Source organism: Streptomyces sp. SID3343, assembly GCF_009865215.1.
Lineage (GTDB): Bacteria > Actinomycetota > Actinomycetes > Streptomycetales > Streptomycetaceae > Embleya.
In genome coordinates this window covers 1-16,558 of sequence record NZ_WWJX01001552.1, presented here as the reverse complement: position 1 = coordinate 16,558, position 16,558 = coordinate 1, and the positions used below count along the sequence as shown (strand labels likewise).

The window sequence follows — 16,558 nt, the reverse complement described above, 5'->3', positions numbered from 1 at the left end:
CCGTGCGGCCGCCGGCGCGCACGGCCCCGAGACCGGCGCCGCCGGTCGTCTTCGAGGGCTACCGCGAGCACGAGTCCCTCGCGCGACGATCCGACGAGCCGGGCGGCGGGCGGCGCGCGCTTCGGGCCGCGTGGACCGCGTTGAACGCGGTGACCGCGTTCAACGTGGTGATCTGGTTCCTGGTCGCCGTCGCCGGACCCGGTGTCGTCTACTTCTGGCCGATCTGGGTCTACGGTCCCGCCGGCGCGGTGTTGGGCTCGATCCAGATGGTCGTGTGGCGGCACGGGCGCCCCCCGGCGTGAAGGGCATACGCTTCTTTCATGGACCGTGATCCGCAAGCCCCCGCGACCCCGGCGGACCGCGAACAGGCCACCGCGCGGCTGCGTGAGCACCTCGCGGGTGGCCACTTGGGGCTGTCGGAATACCGGGCGTGCCTCGACGCGGTGCGTCGAGCGGGTACGGTGGGGGAACTCGACGCGGTTTCGGCGAATCTGCCCGGCCGGCCTGATCGAGACGACGCGGTGGGTGCGACGCCTCCGCCGGAGTACCACCCACACGTCGACGCACCCCGAGCCGGCGCCTACGGCCCGGCAGGGGAGCGACGTCAGCGAGTTTCCAACGCGACGTTGAACAAGGTCTGGTTGGTCGTCATGTCACTGGGCGTGCTTACCTGGGCGCTGGTCTACTTCCTGAAGTAGGCCGCACGCCCCGGATCCACGGGTTTTCCGTGCCGGGGCCCCGGTTTCGCTTTAATTGCCCGCGTGGCTTAGACTGACTCGTCGGCTCACATGTAGCCAGGTTTGGCGCGCCCGTCATCTGGGCGCGCGAAGTTTGTGTGCAGCATGTGCGCCGGGTAACGGTAGCTGATCCCGAGATACGAAGCGCGGAGGACATGCCCAAGAAGCAAGGGGCCATCGAAATCGAGGGCACCGTAATCGAGTCGCTCCCCAACGCCATGTTTCGCGTGGAGCTTCAGAACGGGCACAAAGTCCTCGCGCACATCAGTGGGAAGATGCGGATGCACTACATCCGAATCCTCCCGGACGACCGGGTCGTCGTCGAGTTGAGCCCGTACGACCTGACCCGTGGTCGGATCGTCTACCGCTACAAGTAGGCGAGCCCCAGCCCTGCCCGCGTTGTGCGTGGTGAGCGGGGCTTGGACGCAAACCGATAACCGACTCGGCGACGGGGGCTCACGCATGCCCACGTCACACGTACCGGAGAAATCATGAAGGTCAAGCCGAGCGTCAAGAAGATCTGCGACAAGTGCAAGGTGATCCGCCGTCACGGCCGGGTCATGGTGATCTGCGAAAACCTGCGCCACAAGCAGCGCCAGGGCTGAGCAGCCACCACCTCGCACAACGAGCGATCGACGCGCGACGCATCACGTAAGAGCCACAGCACCCGACCCCCGCCTCGTGCGGGACGCCACCCTCGGCCGGAGGCCGAGGACCGAGCACTTCCACGGATGTGCCGGACCGGTGTTGGGCCAGACCTCCGACTAAACCAGGAGCCACACATATGGCACGCCTCGTCGGCGTCGACCTCCCCCGTGAGAAGCGGGTCGAGGTCGCTCTGACCTACATCTTCGGCGTCGGGCGCACTCGTGCGCTGGACACGCTGAAGAACACCGGTGTCAACCCTGACACCCGCGTCCGCGATCTCGCCGAAGACGACCTGATCAAGCTTCGCGACTGGATCGAGTCGAACTACCGCGTCGAGGGTGACCTCCGCCGCGAAGTTCAGGCCGACATCCGCCGCAAGGTCGAGATCGGTTGCTACGAAGGTCTGCGTCACCGTCGCGGTCTTCCGGTCCGCGGTCAGCGCACTCACACCAACGCGCGTACCCGCAAGGGCCCGCGTCGCGCGATCGCCGGCAAGAAGAAGCCGGGCAAGAAGTAGTCCGCGTACGACGGATCACGCGGTCCTCAACTCGTAGCGGACCGACGACCTCAGGAGTTTCCAGCAGATGCCTCCCAAGAGCCGCGCGGGCGCCAAGAAGGTGCGCCGCAAGGAAAAGAAGAACGTCGCTCACGGGCACGCCCACATCAAGAGCACGTTCAACAACACCATCGTTTCGATCACGGACCCCAGCGGCAACGTGATCTCGTGGGCCTCCGCGGGCCACGTCGGCTTCAAGGGCTCGCGCAAGTCGACCCCCTTCGCCGCGCAGATGGCTGCCGAGTCCGCCGCACGTCGTGCCCAGGAGCACGGCATGCGCAAGGTCGACGTTTTCGTCAAGGGCCCGGGTTCCGGTCGTGAGACCGCCATTCGTTCGCTGCAGGCCACCGGCCTGGAGGTTGGCTCCATTCAGGACGTCACCCCCGTGCCGCACAACGGCTGCCGCCCCCCCAAGCGCCGCCGCGTCTGACCCGCAGCTGACTAGGAGTTAAAGAACAATGGCGCGTTACACCGGCGCGGACTGCAAGCGCTGCCGTCGCGAGAAGATGAAGCTGTTCCTCAAGGGCAGCAAGTGCGAGGGCCCGAAGTGCCCGATCGAGATTCGGCCTTACCCGCCGGGTGAGCACGGTCGTGGCCGTACCAAGGACAGCGAGTACCTGCTGCAGATGCGCGAGAAGCAGAAGTGCGCGCGCATCTACGGCGTCCTCGAGAAGCAGTTCAAGGGCTACTACGAGGAAGCGAACCGTCGCCAGGGCAAGACCGGCGAGAACCTGCTTCGCATCCTCGAGTCGCGTCTGGACAACGTGGTCTACCGCGCGGGCTTCGCCAAGTCGCGTGACCACGCCCGTCAGCTGGTTCGCCACGGCCACATCGTGGTCAACGGCACCAAGACCGACATCCCGTCGTTCCGGGTCTCCGACAACGACATCATCGAGGTCCGCAAGGACTCGGTCGAGCTGACCCCGTTCGTGGTCGCCCGTGCCGAGGCCGGCGAGCGCACCGTGCCGGCATGGCTTGAGGTCATCCCGGGCAAGATGCGCATCCTCGTGCACTCCCTCCCGGCGCGTCAGGTCATCGACACGCAGGTGCAGGAGCAGCTCATCGTCGAGCTCTACTCCAAGTAAGAGCTCTGCGGGATCGGGCGGACCGGGTTTTCCCGGTCCGCCCGTATCCTTGTTTCCACTGGCGTCAAATAGCGGGCGTCATTACCGGGAGGCATCCCCATGCTTATCGCTCAGCGGCCCACCCTGACCGAGGACGTCGTCGACGAATACCGCTCGCGGTTCGTCATCGAGCCCCTCGAGCCGGGCTTCGGCTACACGCTCGGCAACTCGCTTCGTCGTACGCTCCTGTCCTCGATCCCGGGCGCGGCTGTCACCAGCATCCGGATCGACGGCGTCCTGCACGAGTTCACCACCGTGCCGGGCGTCAAGGAGGACGTCACCGACCTCATCCTCAACATCAAGCAGCTCGTCGTCTCCTCGGAGCACGACGAGCCCGTCGTGATGTACCTGCGCAAGCAGGGCCCGGGTGTGGTCACCGCCGGCGACATCGCGCCGCCGGCCGGTGTCGAGGTGCACAACCCCGACCTGGTCCTGGCGACGCTCAACGCCAAGGGCAAGCTGGAGATGGAGCTGACCGTCGAGCGCGGTCGCGGCTACGTCTCCGCCGTCCAGAACAAGCAGGCGGGCCAGGAGATCGGCCGCGTGCCGGTCGACTCGATCTACTCGCCGGTGCTCAAGGTCACGTACAAGGTCGAGGCCACCCGTGTCGAGCAGCGCACGGACTTCGACAAGCTGATCGTCGACGTCGAGACCAAGCAGTCCATGCGTCCGCGTGACGCGATGGCCTCCGCGGGCAAGACGCTGGTCGAGCTGTTCGGTCTCGCGCGCGAGCTGAACATCGACGCCGAGGGCATCGACATGGGCCCGTCGCCGACCGACGCCGCGCTCGCGGCCGATCTGGCGCTGCCGATCGAGGAGCTCGAGCTCACGGTCCGCTCGTACAACTGCCTCAAGCGCGAGGGCATCCACACCGTGGGTGAACTGGTCGCGCGCAGCGAGGCCGACCTGCTCGACATTCGCAACTTCGGTGCGAAGTCGATCGACGAGGTCAAGGCGAAGCTCAACGGGATGGGCCTGGCCCTCAAGGACAGCCCCCCCGGGTTCGACCCGACCGCCGCCGCGGACAGCTTCGGCGACGAGGACGACCACGGCTTCGCGGAGACCGAGCAGTACTGATCGCCGGGCCTCCCGTGTAAGCGGGGGTTCCGGGGGGTCGTCCCCCCGACAGGCACAGCCACCCGGGCCGACCGGCCCGGGTGGACTGACGCCGGTACCTGATACGGCCGGCGCAGGATTATCTAGGAGAGAACATGCCCAGGCCCACCAAGGGTCCGCGCCTCGGCGGCGGTCCGGCACACGAGCGGCTGATCCTGGCCGGTCTCGCGACCGCCCTGTTCGAGCACGGTCGCATCACCACGACCGAGGCCAAGGCGCGTCGGCTGCGTCCCGTCGCCGAGCGACTGATCACCAAGGCGAAGAAGGGCGACCTGCACAACCGTCGCCAGGTGCTCACGATCGTTCGTGACAAGAGCGTCGTGCACTCGCTCTTCGAGGAGATCGGTCCGCGCTACGCGAACCGCCCGGGCGGTTACACGCGCATCACCAAGATCGGCAACCGCAAGGGCGACAACGCCCCCATGGCTGTCATCGAGCTGGTCGAGGCCCTGACCGTGGCGCAGAACGCGGTCGGCGAGGCCGAGGCCGCCACGAAGCGCTCGGTCAAGGAGCAGGAGACCGCCAAGGCCGAGGCGACCGAGGTCGTCGAGACCGAAGAGGCGCCCGCCGAGGCCGAGAAGAAGGACATCGACAAGGCCTGACGGCCCGGTCGACGCTTCGCGCGTATCGATTCACGGTGCGAGCCCGCCTTCCGTATTCGTACGGAAGGCGGGCTCGTGCCATGTCCGGAGGTGGTTTGCGGTGGTGCGCTTGCGCATCGATCTGTCGTACGACGGCACGGAGTTCGCGGGGTGGGCCCGGCAACGGGAGCTGCGTACCGTGCAGGGGACCCTGGAGAGCGCCCTGACGACCGTGCTGCGGTTGCCGGAGCCGGCCCAGCTGACCGTGGCCGGGCGCACGGACGCGGGCGTACACGCCCGGGGCCAGGTGGCCCACCTCGACGTGTCGCCGGACGTGTGGGCGGCCGTGGGCGACGTCGCGTTGCGGCGCGTCGCGGGGGCGCTGCCGCGGGACGTGCGGGTGCGGGACATCACGGTGGCGCCCGAGGGGTTCGACGCGCGGTTCGGCGCGGTGTGGCGGCGCTACGCGTATCGGGTGTGCGACGCGCCGGGCGGGGTGGACCCGTTGCGGCGCGGCAGCGTGGTGTGGCACGACCGGCCGCTGGACGAGTCGCGGATGAACGCGGCGGCCGAACTCCTTTTGGGCGAACACGATTTCGCGTCGTTTTGCCGCAAGCGCGAGGGCGCGACGACGGTGCGGTGCCTCCAGGACTTCTCGTGGGCGCGCGAGACGCCGACCGGGGCCGAGGTGGGTCCCGCGTTTCGGCCGGTGATCGTGGCGACCGTGCGGGCCGACGCGTTCTGCCACAACATGGTGCGCTCGCTGGTGGGCGCGATGCTGGCGGTGGGCACCGGGCGCAAGCCGGTGGACTGGCCGCGTGAGGTGCTCGGGCGCGCGGTGCGCGACTCCGGCGTGCACGTGGCGCCGGCGCACGGGCTCACCCTCGAAGAGGTGGCCTACCCCTCGGACGAGTTGTTGGCGGCGCGAGTGTTCGCCACGCGCCGCCGTCGGGACGGCAGTTGACCGTGTGTCGCTCCGGGGTGCGGGTCAGCCCTGCACCTGTTCCAGGGCCTTGCGCCGGTTCTCGGCGTCGATCTGCTTCGACGTGGCCTCGCCGCGAGCGGTCATCGCGCTGCGCAGGAACTTGTCGATGTCGTCCAGCCGCTGGATCATCACCTTGTCGTCCGCGGCGATCGCCTTGCCGTCGGCGTACCAGCTGAGCGAGAGCATCGTGTAGCGGCCGATCGCGTTGCGCAGTTCGCCGTACTGCTGCTTCTTGGGGTCGAGGACCTTGATTCCCGGCCCGCCGAGCGGTACGAGAATGCCCTTCTCCTGGCTGTTCATGATCGCCTTCGCCTTGTCCGGGGTGGGGAACGAGGCCACCGCGACGGTCGAGACGATCGCGCCGGGGCCGGTGACGGCCAGGCGGATCAGCTGGGTGCACTGTTGGTTGCGCAGCACCGGGCCGAGTTTGGCGTCGGCGCCGTCCGAACACGTGTTGCCGAGTTGGCCGTTGACGATCGAGTAGGCGCGTCCGTCGACCGAGAACTTCATCTCGGGGAACAGCGCGTCGATCGTGAACGGCGCGGTGTCCAGCTTCGGATCGGCGAGCACGTCCTGGGCCGGGGGCGGCGGTGGGACGGTCGGCGCGGGACGAAACGTCGGCTTGTCGGGGGCGAACGGCGTGCTCGCCACGGTGCCGGAGCTGCCGGCGGGTCCGGGCTTGTCGCCGTCGTCGCCGCCGGACATCGCCATCGCGGCCGCGATGATGCCCCCGACCAGGGCGAGGCCGACCACCGAACCGCCGACGGTGAACATCAGCCTGCGGCGACGGGCCGCGGCGTCGCGCTGCTCGGCGAGCCGGGACCAGTCGGGCTGCCCGCCGTCGTTGCCGCCGCCGAACGGCTGTCGCCCCGGGGCCGGTTCGCCGTACGGGCCGGGCGCGCCCTGCTGCCCGTAGGGGTCGGTGGGACCGTACGGGTCGGGTTGCGGCGCGTACGGTTGCTGTGGTTGGGCGTGGGAGGGGAACGGGTCGTAGTCGCCCTGTGGCTGCCCCGGCGTACCCAGGCCGCCCGGGCGTACGCTCCACGGCTGCTGCCCGTCGTTGCCCGTTCCCGGAGAGTCGACCCCCGACATACCCGCCCCCTGCTCGACAAGACTTCACGTCACGCGCGTGCGCACCCCGGTCGCCGACGCGCCGGCCGTTCGGCGCATCGTACCTATGCCGTTGTGATGACGGGTCGGCGTGGCACGGTAGGAGCAGCGCCGCGGATGGCTTACGCTGGGGAGGGGCGTGAGCGACTCATCGCCCCATTGCTCGTTTTGACCGGCACCCCCTTGACCCGGTATTGTGCCGGTTCGTTGTGCGTATTGGCTTGCTTGAGTGGAGTCGGTACGCCGGGCCGCCGGCCAACCGGAGTCCGCATCCAGTTCGGAATCATCCCGGACAGCCAGTCGGCATCCGAAAGCACACACTCACGAAGAAGCGAAGGCTATCGACCGTGCGCACGTACAGCCCCAAGCCCGGCGACGTCCAGCGTCAGTGGCACGTCATCGACGCGACCGATGTCGTGCTCGGCCGCCTGTCCACTCAGGCCGCTGCCCTGCTCCGGGGTAAGCACAAGCCGGTGTACGCGCCGCACGTCGACACCGGCGATTTCGTCATCATTGTGAACGCCGACAAGGTTCACCTGTCGGGCAACAAGCGCGAGCAGAAGATGGCCTACCGCCACTCCGGCTACCCGGGTGGCCTCCGCGCCGTCCGCTACGACGAGCTGCTGGACAAGAACCCGGAGAAGGCCGTCGAGAAGGCCATCAAGGGCATGCTCCCGAAGAACACCCTGGGCCGGCAGATGCTGTCCAAGCTCAAGGTGTACCGCGGTGCGGAGCACCCGCACTCGGCGCAGCAGCCGGTGCCTTTCGAGATCATCCAGGTCGCGCAGTAGTCACGGCCACCGCCTGACGAACGAATAGTTTGAGGAGAACAGTGGCCGAGACCATTGCAGAAACCCCGATCGAGGAGACCGAGGGTCTTCCGCTCGAGAGCTACACGTCCGAGTCCCTTGCGTCGCGCTTCAGCGAGCCGCAGGCGGGTTCCGCGACCGGTCGCCGCAAGGAAGCGGTCGCTCGCGTCCGCATCGTGCCGGGCACCGGCAAGTGGAAGATCAACGGGCGCACGCTCGAGGAGTACTTCCCGAACAAGGTGCACCAGCAGCTGGTCAACGAGCCCTTCAAGGTGCTCGAGCTCGACGACCGCTACGACGTGCACGCCCGCATCCACGGTGGCGGTGTCTCCGGCCAGGCCGGTGCGCTGCGTCTGGGTGTCGCCCGTTCGCTGAACGAGGCGGACGTCGAGGCGAACCGCCCGGCGCTGAAGAAGGCCGGCTTCCTGACCCGTGACCCGCGTGCCACGGAGCGCAAGAAGTACGGACTGAAGAAGGCGCGCAAGGCGCCGCAGTACAGCAAGCGCTAAGCCGTACGGCAACACTCTGCGGCTGTACGCAGCTTCGACAGGCCCGGGGGGCACGGTTCGTGCCCCCCGGGCCTGTTGCTTTCTCGGCGAAACTCCTGTCGGCGGTACTCCTGTCGGGGGCGACCGCGCGGTATTGTCCGAATTTCCGGAATGTATGCGGGAGATCCAACAGTGGGACGACTCTTCGGTACGGACGGCGTGCGTGGCCTGGCGAACGGCCGGCTGACGGCGGAACTGGCACTGGACCTCGCGGTGGCCGCCGCGCGGGTGCTGGGGGTGCGCGGTCGGGACGGCATGGCGCAATCGGGGCACGGGCGTAGGCCGTTCGCCGTGGTCGGCCGCGACCCGCGGGCCTCCGGAGAGTTCCTCGAAGCCGCCGTGATCGCGGGCCTCGCGGGCGCGGGTGTGGACGTCTACCGCGCCGGTGTGCTGCCGACGCCGGCGATCGCCTATCTGACCGGGCTGCTGGGCGCGGATCTGGGCGTGATGCTCTCCGCGAGTCACAACTCGATGCCGGACAACGGGATCAAGTTCTTCGCGCGCGGTGGGCACAAGCTGGCCGACGACCTGGAGAACGAGATCGAGGCGCTGCTCGGTACCGAGTGGGAGCGCCCGACGGGTTCGGCCGTGGGTCGGGTGCAGGACCATCCCGAGGGTCACGCGCGCTACGTCGAACACCTGCTGACGTCGTTGCCGCATCGCCTCGACGGGCTCAAGGTCGTCGTCGACTGCGCCAACGGCGCCTCCTCCGCGGTCGCCCCCGACGCGCTGCGGCGCGCGGGCGCCGAGGTGATCGCGATCCACGCGGAGCCGGACGGCCTCAACATCAACGAGAACTGCGGCTCGACGCACATGGAGGCCCTCGCGGCCGCCGTGGTCGAGCACGGCGCCGACGCCGGCATCGCGCACGACGGCGACGCGGACCGCTGTCTCGCGGTGGACGCGCGCGGCGAGATCGTCGACGGCGACGCGATCCTCGCGGTGCTCGCGCTCGCGATGCGCGATGGTGGGCGGCTGGTCGAGGACACCCTCGTGGCGACCGTGATGTCCAACCTCGGACTCAAGCTGGCCATGCAGGCGGCCGGGATCAAGATGGTCGAGACCGCGGTCGGCGACCGCTACGTACTGGAGGCCATGCAGGCCTCGGGGCTCTCGCTCGGCGGCGAGCAGTCGGGCCACGTGGTGCTCCTGGAGCACGCGACCACGGGCGACGGCACGCTGACCGCGCTGCAACTGCTCGCGCGCGTGGCCGAGACCGGCAAGCCGCTGCACGAGTTGGCCGCCGTCATGACGCGCCTGCCGCAGATGCTCGTCAACGTCGGTGGGGTGGACCGCGCCCGGGTGCACTCGACCCCCGAGTTGGCGCAGGCCGTCGCGCTCGTCGAGGAACGCCTGGGCGCCACCGGACGGGTGTTGCTTCGGCCCTCGGGCACCGAGCCGCTCGTGCGGGTGATGGTCGAGGCCGAGACGCACGACCAGGCGCACGACGAGGCGGCGGGTCTGGCCGAGATCGTGCGCACGTTGCTCGCCCTGGAGTCGTAGGCGCGACGCGCCCTCACGAGCCTTGCCCGGCCCCGGTCCGCACGGACCGGGGCCGGCGCTTGGTTCGGGACTCGCGAAGGCTCCACAGCCCGCGCTGGACCAGCAGGGTGAGGGTGCCCGCGAGCACGATGCCGACCAGGTTGAGGCCGAGTTGGCCGAGTGAGCCGCCGGCTTCGTCGAAGTCGCCGTAGCTGATCGCCACCGCCGCGTTCGCGGCGGCCGGCACCGTGGTCACCGAGATCAGCACGCCGATCAGCGCGCCGGACTTGGCGCTGGTGAGTGACAACAGGCCCGCGATGCCGGCCAGGAACGCCACCCAGAAGGACAGCCAGTCGGGCTGGTAGATGAACTCGGTGAGTGGGCGATCGCGCTCCAGCATGGCCTCGTCGAACAGACCCAGCGCGTGCATGAAGCCGGTGAACGCCATGGTCGCGAGCATCGCGACGGGGAACCCGACGAGCAGCGCGAGCCCGGAGCGGGCCGCGAGCCGGGGACGGCGCTGTACGGCCGCCACGCACAGTCCGGCGAGCGGGCCGAACTCGGGGCCCACGACCATCGCGCCGACGATCAGGATCGGGTTGTCGAGCAGCACGCCGCACGCCGCGATCATGGTCGCGACGACCAGGAACGCCAGGAACGTCACCGAGAGCGTGGACTCCTCGGAGGTGGCCTCCTCGATCTCCTCCCACACCACCGAGTCGGCGCCGGCGCCCGGAGCGGCGCGTTCCGCCTCGTCGGCGGAGCGGGAGAGCAGCACGTCCAAGTCTTCGAGGGCGATCGAGCCCCGGTCGTCCACGCCGAGCGCGCGCAGTTCGGCGAGCACCGAACTCGCCGACTCGCGGGCCAGGTCGCACGCGACGACGTCACCCTCGGGTTGCACGGCGACGCCGGGCCACACCACGAGGTGGGCGACTCCGGGCTCGGTGAGCAGAAGGTCGCGAACCGCGGCACTGAGTTCGGTGGGCACGATGACCCGCAGGTGGAACATGCCGCGACCGTATCGGGGTCAGAGCTTGCGCAGTCGGAGCCGACTCACCGCGTGCTCGGCATCCTTTTGCAAAACGAGCGTCGCCCGGGCGCGGGTGGGGCGGATGTTCTGCACGAGGTTGGTCTCGTTGACCGTCGCCCACGTGTTCTCGGCGTACTCCAGGGCTTCCTCGGGGCGCATCACCGCGTACTTGCGGAAGTAGGAGGCCGGGTCGCGGAAAGCGGTCTGGCGCAGTTTGAGGAACCGGTCCAGGTACCAGCGGCGGATGTCCTGCGTGCGAGCGTCCACATAGACGCTGAAGTCGAAGAAGTCGGACAGGGCCAGGCGCGGGCGGCCGTCGGTGGTGGGGGAGGCCGGTTGCAGGACGTTGAGGCCCTCGACGATCAGGATGTCGGGCCGGTGGATGGTCAGGCGTTCGCCCGGGACGATGTTGTACGTCAGGTGCGAGTACACCGGCGCGGTGACCTCGGGCTTACCTGCCTTGACGTCGGCCACGAAGCGCACGAGCGCGCGGCGGTCGTAGGACTCCGGAAAGCCCTTGCGGTGCATGATCTCGCGCCGCTCCAACTCCTCGTTGGGGTAGAGGAAGCCGTCGGTGGTCAGCAGTTCGACGTGCGGGTGGTCCGGCCAGCGGGCGAGCAGTTCGCGCAGGATGCGCGCGGTGGTGCTCTTGCCCACGGCCACGCTGCCCGCGACGCCGATCACGAACGGTATCCCCGGGTTCGCGCCGTTGCCCAGGAACGTGGTCAGCGCGCGGCCCAGTCCTCGGGTCGCTCCCACGTAGAGGTTGAGCAGTCGCGACAAAGGCAGGTAGACGTCGCTGACCTCGTCGAGGTCCACGACGTCACCGAGCCCGCGCAGGCGCTCCAACTCGTCGGCGGTGAGCGGGAGCGGCGTACTGGCCCGCAGCCGGCTCCAGGCGGCGCGGTCGAGCTCGACGAACGGGGACAGGTCGCGCGTTGAGCCCTGCGTCGCGAAGGTTGGCACGTGCTCATTGTCCCGGCAGCGATGGCTCTCGTACGCGCCGGGCCGTCGAACGCTCTTCCGTCGGGCTTTCACCGACCCCGTAGGCTGACCTCTTATGTGCGGGATCGTGGGTTACGTGGGCGCTCAATCAGCGCTGGATGTGGTTGTCGGAGGGCTCAAGCGTCTCGAGTACCGCGGGTACGACTCGGCCGGTGTGGCCGTGTTGTCCGATGGCGGGCTCGTGAGCGAGAAGCGGGCGGGGAAGCTGGCCAACCTCGTGGATGCGTTGGCGCAGTCACCGCTGCCGGTGGGGACGTGTGGCATCGGCCACACGCGGTGGGCGACGCACGGCGCGCCCAACGATGTGAACGCGCATCCGCACCTGGACAACGCGGGCCGCGTCGCGGTGGTCCACAACGGCATCATCGAGAACTTCGCCGCGCTGCGCGCCGAGCTCGCCGACCGCGGGCACAAGCTGGAGTCCGAGACCGACACCGAGGTCGTGGCGCACCTGCTCGCCGAGGAGTTCGCGGGCGCGGGCGAGGATCTCGCCGAGGCGATGCGTCGGGTCTGTCGGCGGCTGGAGGGCGCGTTCACGCTCGTCGCCGTGCACGCCGACGCCCCCGACGTGGTCGTGGGCGCGCGGCGCAACTCGCCGCTCGTGGTGGGTCGCGGAAACGGGGAGAACTTCCTCGCGTCCGACGTGGCCGCGTTCATCGAGCACACCCGCGAGGCCATCGAGCTCGGCCAGGACCAGGTCGTCGAACTGCGCCGGGACGAGATCACGGTGACGGACTTCGACGGCGCCCCCGCCGCGTTCACCGAGTATCACGTGGACTGGGACGTCTCGGCCGCCGAGAAGGACGGCTACGACTACTTCATGCTCAAGGAGATCGCCGAGCAGCCCAAGGCGGTCGCCGACACCCTGCTGGGCCGGATCGGCACCGACGGGCGCCTGGTGCTCGACGAGGTCCGCATCCCCGACGAGGTGCTGCGCGAGATCGACAAGGTCGTCATCATCGCGTGCGGTACGTCCTTCCACGCGGGTCTGATCGCCAAGTACGCGATCGAGCACTGGACGCGTGTGCCGTGCGAGGTCGAACTGGCCAGCGAGTTCCGCTACCGCGACCCGATCCTGGACCGGCAGACGCTGGTCGTGACGATCTCGCAGTCGGGCGAGACGATGGACACGCTGATGGCCCAGCGGCACGCCCGCGAGCAGGGCGCGAAGGTGTTGGTCATCTGCAACACCAACGGCTCGACGATGCCGCGCGAGGCCGACGCGGTGCTCTACACGCACGCCGGCCCCGAGGTCGCGGTCGCCTCGACCAAGGCGTTCTTGACCCAGTTGGTCGCGTGCTACCTGGTCGCGCTGTACCTGGGCCAGGTGCGCGGCACCAAGTGGGGCGACGAGATCACCGAGGTGATCGAACAGCTCGCGGCGATGCCGGAGATGGTGGAGAAGGTCCTCGACACCATGGAGCCGGTGCGCGAGCTGGCCCGCTCGCTCAAGGACGCGGGCTCGGTGCTCTTCCTCGGTCGGCACGTGGGCTACCCGGTCGCGCTCGAGGGCGCGCTCAAGCTCAAGGAACTGGCGTACATGCACGCCGAGGGCTTCGCCGCCGGTGAGCTCAAGCACGGCCCGATCGCGCTGATCGAGGAGGGCCTGCCCGTCGTGGTGGTCGTTCCGTCGCCGCGCGGGCGTTCGGTGCTGCACGACAAGATCGTGTCCAACATCCAGGAGATCCGGGCCCGCGGCGCGCGCACGATCGTGATCGCCGAGGAGGGTGACGAGACGGTCGTGCCGTACGCCGACCACATCGTGCGCATTCCGGTGACGCCGGTGCTGCTCCAGCCGCTCGTCTCCACGGTGCCGTTGCAGGTGTTCGCGTGCGAACTGGCCACGGCCAAGGGTCACGAGGTGGACCAGCCGCGCAACCTGGCGAAGTCGGTCACGGTCGAGTAGGTCCGACCGCTTCGCCGGCCGACCCCGTACCCCTTGTTTCCGGGGGTGCGGGGTCGGCCTTTTTTGCGGCTCGACCCCGTTTCGGTGCTGCGATCGGGCTATCCCAGGTGGGTGTCGCCCTGGGCCACGAGGAGCTTGCGCAGCAGCCCGTTGAGCTGGTCGCGTTCGTCGTCGTCGAGCACCGCCAGGAAGCGCGCCTCGTTCGCGAGGTGACCGAGCATGATGTCGTCGACCAGACGCAGCCCCTCGGGGGTCAGCTTGACCAGGACCGACCGGCGGTCCTCGTGGTGCGCGGCACGCTCGACGAGCCCCTTGGCGGTGAGTCTGTCGACCCGATTGGTGATCGCTCCCGACGTCACCATCGCCGAGCGCAGCAGCGCGCCCGCGCTGACCCCCTCCACGCCACCGGAGCGGCGCAACGTGGCCAGGACGTCGAACTCGGAGAAGTCGAGCCCGTACTGCGCGAAGTAGGTGCGCAGCGTCTGGTCGATGTGGCGGCGCAGCCGGTTCATCCGGCCGACCGCGGCCATGACGTCGAGGTCCTTCGCCTCGATGTCGGGCCGCTCCCGGCGCCACTGGTCCCATACGTCGTCTATCGCGTCGCGTTCCGTCATGCGCCCAACTTATCTCAACGCTCATCTACTTGACGCTCGCACATCTCGGCGCTTGAATTACCTCAACGTTGAGAAAGTCAGTGTTCGTAAAACAAGCGTTGAGGAGAGTGTCATGGCGGCTCGCGGCGGCGGTGCGGGGCTCGGTCGGGTCGGGATGCTCCTGGCGACGGCGCTGGCCCCCGCGACGTGGGGGACCACCTACCTGGTGACCACCGAGATGCTTCCGGCCGACCGGCCGTTGCTGGTGGCGGGCGTGCGGGCGTTGCCGGCGGGTCTGCTCCTGGTCGCGTTGTCGAGACGGTTGCCGAGCGGGGTGTGGTGGTGGCGCTCGCTGGTGCTCGGGATGCTCAACGTGGGGCTGTTCTTCCCGTTGATCTTCGCCGGCGCCTACCGGCTGCCCGGTGGGGTGGCGTCCACGATCGGCGCGGTGTCGCCGCTGCTGGTGGTGGGGCTCTCGTTCCTGATCGGCGGGGTCAGGCCGCAGGCGCGGGTGCTGCTCGCGGGGGTCGGCGGCGTGGTCGGCGTCGGCCTGCTCGTGCTCGGCTCGCAGGCGCGGATCGACCCGATCGGGGTCGGGCTCATGCTGGTGGCCACGGCGCTGATGGCCACCGGTGTGGTGATGTCGGCGCGGTGGGGACGGCCCGAGGGTGTGTCCCTGCTCGCCACCACCGGGTGGCAACTCACCGTCGGCGGTACGGTGATCGTCCCGCTGATGTTCGCGGTCGAGGGCATGCCGCCGGTGCCGACCGGGCGTAACCTGCTCGGCTTCGGCTACCTCGTGCTGATCGCCACCGCGCTCGCCTACGTCCTGTGGTTCCGCGGTATCGAGCGGCTCGGCGCGGATGCCGCGTCCTTCCTCGGCTTGGTCAACCCGCTCGTCGCCACCTTCGCCGGGCTGCTGATCCTGAGCCAGACGCCGGCCCCGCTCCAGGTGCTCGGCCTGGTGATCGCGCTCGGTGCGATGCTGCTCGGCCGGGGACCGGCACGAGCGCGCAAGCTCGCGGACGCGGTGGAACCGGTGCGAGTGGTGAACGAACCGAACCGATCGACGGTCGCCAAGGTCTCGTGACCGTCCCGAAGGCCGCCCCCGGGCGGGGGCGGCCTTCGGCGTGTTCGTGTGCGGATCTCGCTTGTAGGCTCGCCCGGGTGATCATCGGTGTGGGCATCGACGTTGCGGACATCGGCCGGTTCGGCCAATCCCTGGAGCGCACTCCGGGATTGGCCCACCGGCTCTTCACCGAGGGCGAGCGCTACGTCCGGGCGGGCCAGGAGCGCGGCGTCGCCTCGCTGGCCGCGCGGTTCGCCGCGAAGGAGGCGCTCGCGAAGGCACTCGGCGCACCCCGAGGACTGCACTGGCTCGACGCCGAGGTGACCACCGAGGACTCGGGCCGCCCGGTGTTGTGCGTGCGGGGCACGGTGGCCGCGCGGGCGGCCGAACTGGGCGTGCGGCATTGGCATGTGTCACTCAGTCACGATGCGGGCATTGCTTCGGCTGTTGTCATCGCCGAGGGCTGAGGGGGCCACATGCGTCGTGCGCACAGGGTGGAACAGGTCCGGGCCGCGGAGGCCGCGCTGATGGCGACGCTGCCGGACGGGGCGCTGATGCACCGCGCGGCGGCGGGACTCGCGACCACGTGCGCGCGGCTGCTCGGCCGCGTCTACGGCGCGCGGGTCGCGCTGCTGGTGGGCAGCGGGGACAACGGCGGCGACGCGCTGTACGCGGGCGCCGCCCTGGCCCGACGCGGGGCGAGGGTGGACGCACTGCTGTTGGCGCCCGAGCGCGCGCACCCGGGCGGGCTCGCGGCGCTGCGCCGGGCCGGGGGGCGCGCGCACGACGTGAGCGGCGGGGTCGGCCCCGGGACGTCCGACGTGCTCGGCCGGGCTCGGCTCGTCGTGGACGGCATCGTGGGGATCGGCGGCCGGGGCGCGTTGCGGCCGGCCGCCGCCGCACTGCTCACCCACGTGGGTGACGCGATCGTGGTCGCGGTGGACGTACCCAGCGGCGTCGACGCGGACACCGGGTGCGTCGCGGGCGAGGCGGTGCGCGCCGATGTCACGGTCACCTTCGGGACGTACAAGGCGGGCCTGTTGATCGACCCCGGCGCATCCCACGCGGGCGCCCGGCACCTCGTCGACATCGGCCTCGACCCGCACCTGCCCGAGGCCGAGACGACCGTCCTCCAGCACGCCGACGTGGCCGCGTTGTTGCCGCGCCCGGACGGCGAGAGCGACAAGTATCGGCGCGGCGTGCTCGGCGTCGTCGCGGGCTCGCCGCGCTACCCGGGGGCGGCGGTGCTGGTGGTCGGC

20 protein-coding genes and 1 pseudogene are annotated in these 16,558 nt (G+C 69.6%); 17 read left to right on the top strand and 4 right to left on the bottom strand.

Annotated features, from left to right (window positions below; translation table 11 throughout):
* The 10 genes and pseudogenes from GT354_RS49355 to truA all read left to right on the top strand — a co-directional run.
* Window positions 1–302: pseudogene (locus tag GT354_RS49355) on the top strand (hypothetical protein); the annotation flags it as partial.
* Window positions 303–320: 18 nt separating this feature from the next.
* Window positions 321–698, top strand: coding sequence for a DUF1707 domain-containing protein (locus GT354_RS49350; protein ID WP_161364720.1), 378 nt, complete (start codon window positions 321–323; stop codon window positions 696–698).
* A gap of 194 nt (window positions 699–892) precedes the next feature.
* Window positions 893–1,114 (top strand): translation initiation factor IF-1, encoded by a 222-nt coding sequence (gene infA / locus GT354_RS49345; protein ID WP_018382544.1) that lies wholly within the window; start codon window positions 893–895, stop codon window positions 1,112–1,114.
* A gap of 114 nt (window positions 1,115–1,228) precedes the next feature.
* Window positions 1,229–1,342, top strand: coding sequence for a 50S ribosomal protein L36 (gene rpmJ, locus GT354_RS49340; protein WP_009740505.1), 114 nt, complete (start codon window positions 1,229–1,231; stop codon window positions 1,340–1,342).
* 179 nt (window positions 1,343–1,521) lie between these two features.
* Complete coding sequence (gene rpsM, locus GT354_RS49335) at window positions 1,522–1,902, top strand: 30S ribosomal protein S13 (protein WP_020549212.1); 381 nt, start codon at window positions 1,522–1,524, stop codon at window positions 1,900–1,902.
* 67 nt (window positions 1,903–1,969) lie between these two features.
* Window positions 1,970–2,371, top strand: coding sequence for a 30S ribosomal protein S11 (rpsK, locus tag GT354_RS49330; protein WP_020549211.1), 402 nt, complete (start codon window positions 1,970–1,972; stop codon window positions 2,369–2,371).
* Between the two features lie 28 nt (window positions 2,372–2,399).
* On the top strand, window positions 2,400–3,026 hold the full coding sequence (gene rpsD, locus GT354_RS49325; RefSeq protein ID WP_161364718.1) for a 30S ribosomal protein S4: 627 nt from the start codon (window positions 2,400–2,402) through the stop codon (window positions 3,024–3,026).
* A 99-nt stretch (window positions 3,027–3,125) separates the two neighbouring features.
* Entirely contained in the window at window positions 3,126–4,142 is a 1,017-nt protein-coding gene (locus GT354_RS49320) for a DNA-directed RNA polymerase subunit alpha (RefSeq protein ID WP_020549209.1), read from the top strand.
* A 134-nt stretch (window positions 4,143–4,276) separates the two neighbouring features.
* Window positions 4,277–4,783 (top strand): 50S ribosomal protein L17, encoded by a 507-nt coding sequence (gene rplQ, locus GT354_RS49315; RefSeq protein WP_161364717.1) that lies wholly within the window; start codon window positions 4,277–4,279, stop codon window positions 4,781–4,783.
* 100 nt (window positions 4,784–4,883) lie between these two features.
* On the top strand, window positions 4,884–5,726 hold the full coding sequence (gene truA, locus GT354_RS49310; RefSeq protein ID WP_161364715.1) for a tRNA pseudouridine(38-40) synthase TruA: 843 nt from the start codon (window positions 4,884–4,886) through the stop codon (window positions 5,724–5,726).
* A 24-nt stretch (window positions 5,727–5,750) separates the two neighbouring features.
* On the opposite strand, the gene GT354_RS49305 is transcribed toward truA, so the two are convergent.
* Complete coding sequence (locus GT354_RS49305) at window positions 5,751–6,839, bottom strand: hypothetical protein (protein ID WP_161364713.1); 1,089 nt, start codon at window positions 6,837–6,839, stop codon at window positions 5,751–5,753.
* 365 nt (window positions 6,840–7,204) lie between these two features.
* Between GT354_RS49305 and rplM the strand changes: the two genes are divergently transcribed.
* The 3 genes from rplM (at window position 7,205) to glmM (ending at window position 9,717) form a co-directional block, all read left to right on the top strand.
* Window positions 7,205–7,648, top strand: coding sequence for a 50S ribosomal protein L13 (gene rplM, locus GT354_RS49300; protein WP_161364711.1), 444 nt, complete (start codon window positions 7,205–7,207; stop codon window positions 7,646–7,648).
* A 41-nt stretch (window positions 7,649–7,689) separates the two neighbouring features.
* Window positions 7,690–8,175 (top strand): 30S ribosomal protein S9, encoded by a 486-nt coding sequence (rpsI, locus tag GT354_RS49295; protein WP_020549204.1) that lies wholly within the window; start codon window positions 7,690–7,692, stop codon window positions 8,173–8,175.
* 171 nt (window positions 8,176–8,346) lie between these two features.
* Window positions 8,347–9,717, top strand: a complete 1,371-nt coding sequence (gene glmM / locus GT354_RS49290) for a phosphoglucosamine mutase (RefSeq protein WP_161364709.1) — start codon at window positions 8,347–8,349, stop codon at window positions 9,715–9,717.
* Between the two features lie 13 nt (window positions 9,718–9,730).
* Here glmM and GT354_RS49285 read toward each other — a convergent pair whose 3' ends face one another.
* Together GT354_RS49285 and coaA are read right to left on the bottom strand one after the other, a co-directional pair.
* On the bottom strand, window positions 9,731–10,705 hold the full coding sequence (locus GT354_RS49285; RefSeq protein ID WP_161364707.1) for a DUF389 domain-containing protein: 975 nt from the start codon (window positions 10,703–10,705) through the stop codon (window positions 9,731–9,733).
* An 18-nt stretch (window positions 10,706–10,723) separates the two neighbouring features.
* Entirely contained in the window at window positions 10,724–11,692 is a 969-nt protein-coding gene (coaA, locus tag GT354_RS49280) for a type I pantothenate kinase (protein WP_161364705.1), read from the bottom strand.
* 94 nt (window positions 11,693–11,786) lie between these two features.
* On the opposite strand from coaA, the gene glmS reads away from it, so the two are divergent.
* On the top strand, window positions 11,787–13,637 hold the full coding sequence (gene glmS / locus GT354_RS49275; RefSeq protein WP_161364703.1) for a glutamine--fructose-6-phosphate transaminase (isomerizing): 1,851 nt from the start codon (window positions 11,787–11,789) through the stop codon (window positions 13,635–13,637).
* A 98-nt stretch (window positions 13,638–13,735) separates the two neighbouring features.
* Here the strand turns inward: glmS and GT354_RS49270 are convergent, their stop codons facing one another.
* On the bottom strand, window positions 13,736–14,251 hold the full coding sequence (locus GT354_RS49270) for a MarR family transcriptional regulator (protein ID WP_161364701.1): 516 nt from the start codon (window positions 14,249–14,251) through the stop codon (window positions 13,736–13,738).
* Between the two features lie 112 nt (window positions 14,252–14,363).
* Here GT354_RS49270 and GT354_RS49265 point away from each other — a divergent pair, with 112 nt between their 5' ends.
* The 3 genes from GT354_RS49265 to GT354_RS49255 form a co-directional block, all read left to right on the top strand.
* Window positions 14,364–15,320 (top strand): EamA family transporter, encoded by a 957-nt coding sequence (locus GT354_RS49265; RefSeq protein ID WP_202513155.1) that lies wholly within the window; start codon window positions 14,364–14,366, stop codon window positions 15,318–15,320.
* Window positions 15,321–15,397: 77 nt separating this feature from the next.
* The gene (locus tag GT354_RS49260) at window positions 15,398–15,766 is read left to right on the top strand and encodes a holo-ACP synthase (protein WP_161364699.1); all 369 of its coding nucleotides are present in this window, start codon (window positions 15,398–15,400) and stop codon (window positions 15,764–15,766) included.
* A 9-nt stretch (window positions 15,767–15,775) separates the two neighbouring features.
* On the top strand, window positions 15,776–16,558 hold a 783-nt coding region (locus GT354_RS49255), incomplete at its 3' end, for an NAD(P)H-hydrate epimerase (protein ID WP_161364696.1).

What these genes read in the sequence shown, in the direction of transcription:
- rpmJ (WP_009740505.1), top strand. Translation starts at nt 1,229, where the DNA reads ATGAAGGTCAAGCCGAGCGTCAAGAAGATCTGCGACAAGTGCAAGGTG.
- GT354_RS49320 (WP_020549209.1), top strand. Translation starts at nt 3,126, where the DNA reads ATGCTTATCGCTCAGCGGCCCACCCTGACCGAGGACGTCGTCGACGAA.
- GT354_RS49350 (WP_161364720.1), top strand. Translation starts at nt 321, where the DNA reads ATGGACCGTGATCCGCAAGCCCCCGCGACCCCGGCGGACCGCGAACAG.
- rplQ (WP_161364717.1), top strand. Translation starts at nt 4,277, where the DNA reads ATGCCCAGGCCCACCAAGGGTCCGCGCCTCGGCGGCGGTCCGGCACAC.
- rpsD (WP_161364718.1), top strand. Translation starts at nt 2,400, where the DNA reads ATGGCGCGTTACACCGGCGCGGACTGCAAGCGCTGCCGTCGCGAGAAG.
- GT354_RS49285 (WP_161364707.1), bottom strand. Translation starts at nt 10,705, where the DNA reads ATGTTCCACCTGCGGGTCATCGTGCCCACCGAACTCAGTGCCGCGGTT.
- rpsK (WP_020549211.1), top strand. Translation starts at nt 1,970, where the DNA reads ATGCCTCCCAAGAGCCGCGCGGGCGCCAAGAAGGTGCGCCGCAAGGAA.
- infA (WP_018382544.1), top strand. Translation starts at nt 893, where the DNA reads ATGCCCAAGAAGCAAGGGGCCATCGAAATCGAGGGCACCGTAATCGAG.
- GT354_RS49270 (WP_161364701.1), bottom strand. Translation starts at nt 14,251, where the DNA reads ATGACGGAACGCGACGCGATAGACGACGTATGGGACCAGTGGCGCCGG.
- GT354_RS49305 (WP_161364713.1), bottom strand. Translation starts at nt 6,839, where the DNA reads ATGTCGGGGGTCGACTCTCCGGGAACGGGCAACGACGGGCAGCAGCCG.
- rpsM (WP_020549212.1), top strand. Translation starts at nt 1,522, where the DNA reads ATGGCACGCCTCGTCGGCGTCGACCTCCCCCGTGAGAAGCGGGTCGAG.
- GT354_RS49265 (WP_202513155.1), top strand. Translation starts at nt 14,364, where the DNA reads ATGGCGGCTCGCGGCGGCGGTGCGGGGCTCGGTCGGGTCGGGATGCTC.
- glmS (WP_161364703.1), top strand. Translation starts at nt 11,787, where the DNA reads ATGTGCGGGATCGTGGGTTACGTGGGCGCTCAATCAGCGCTGGATGTG.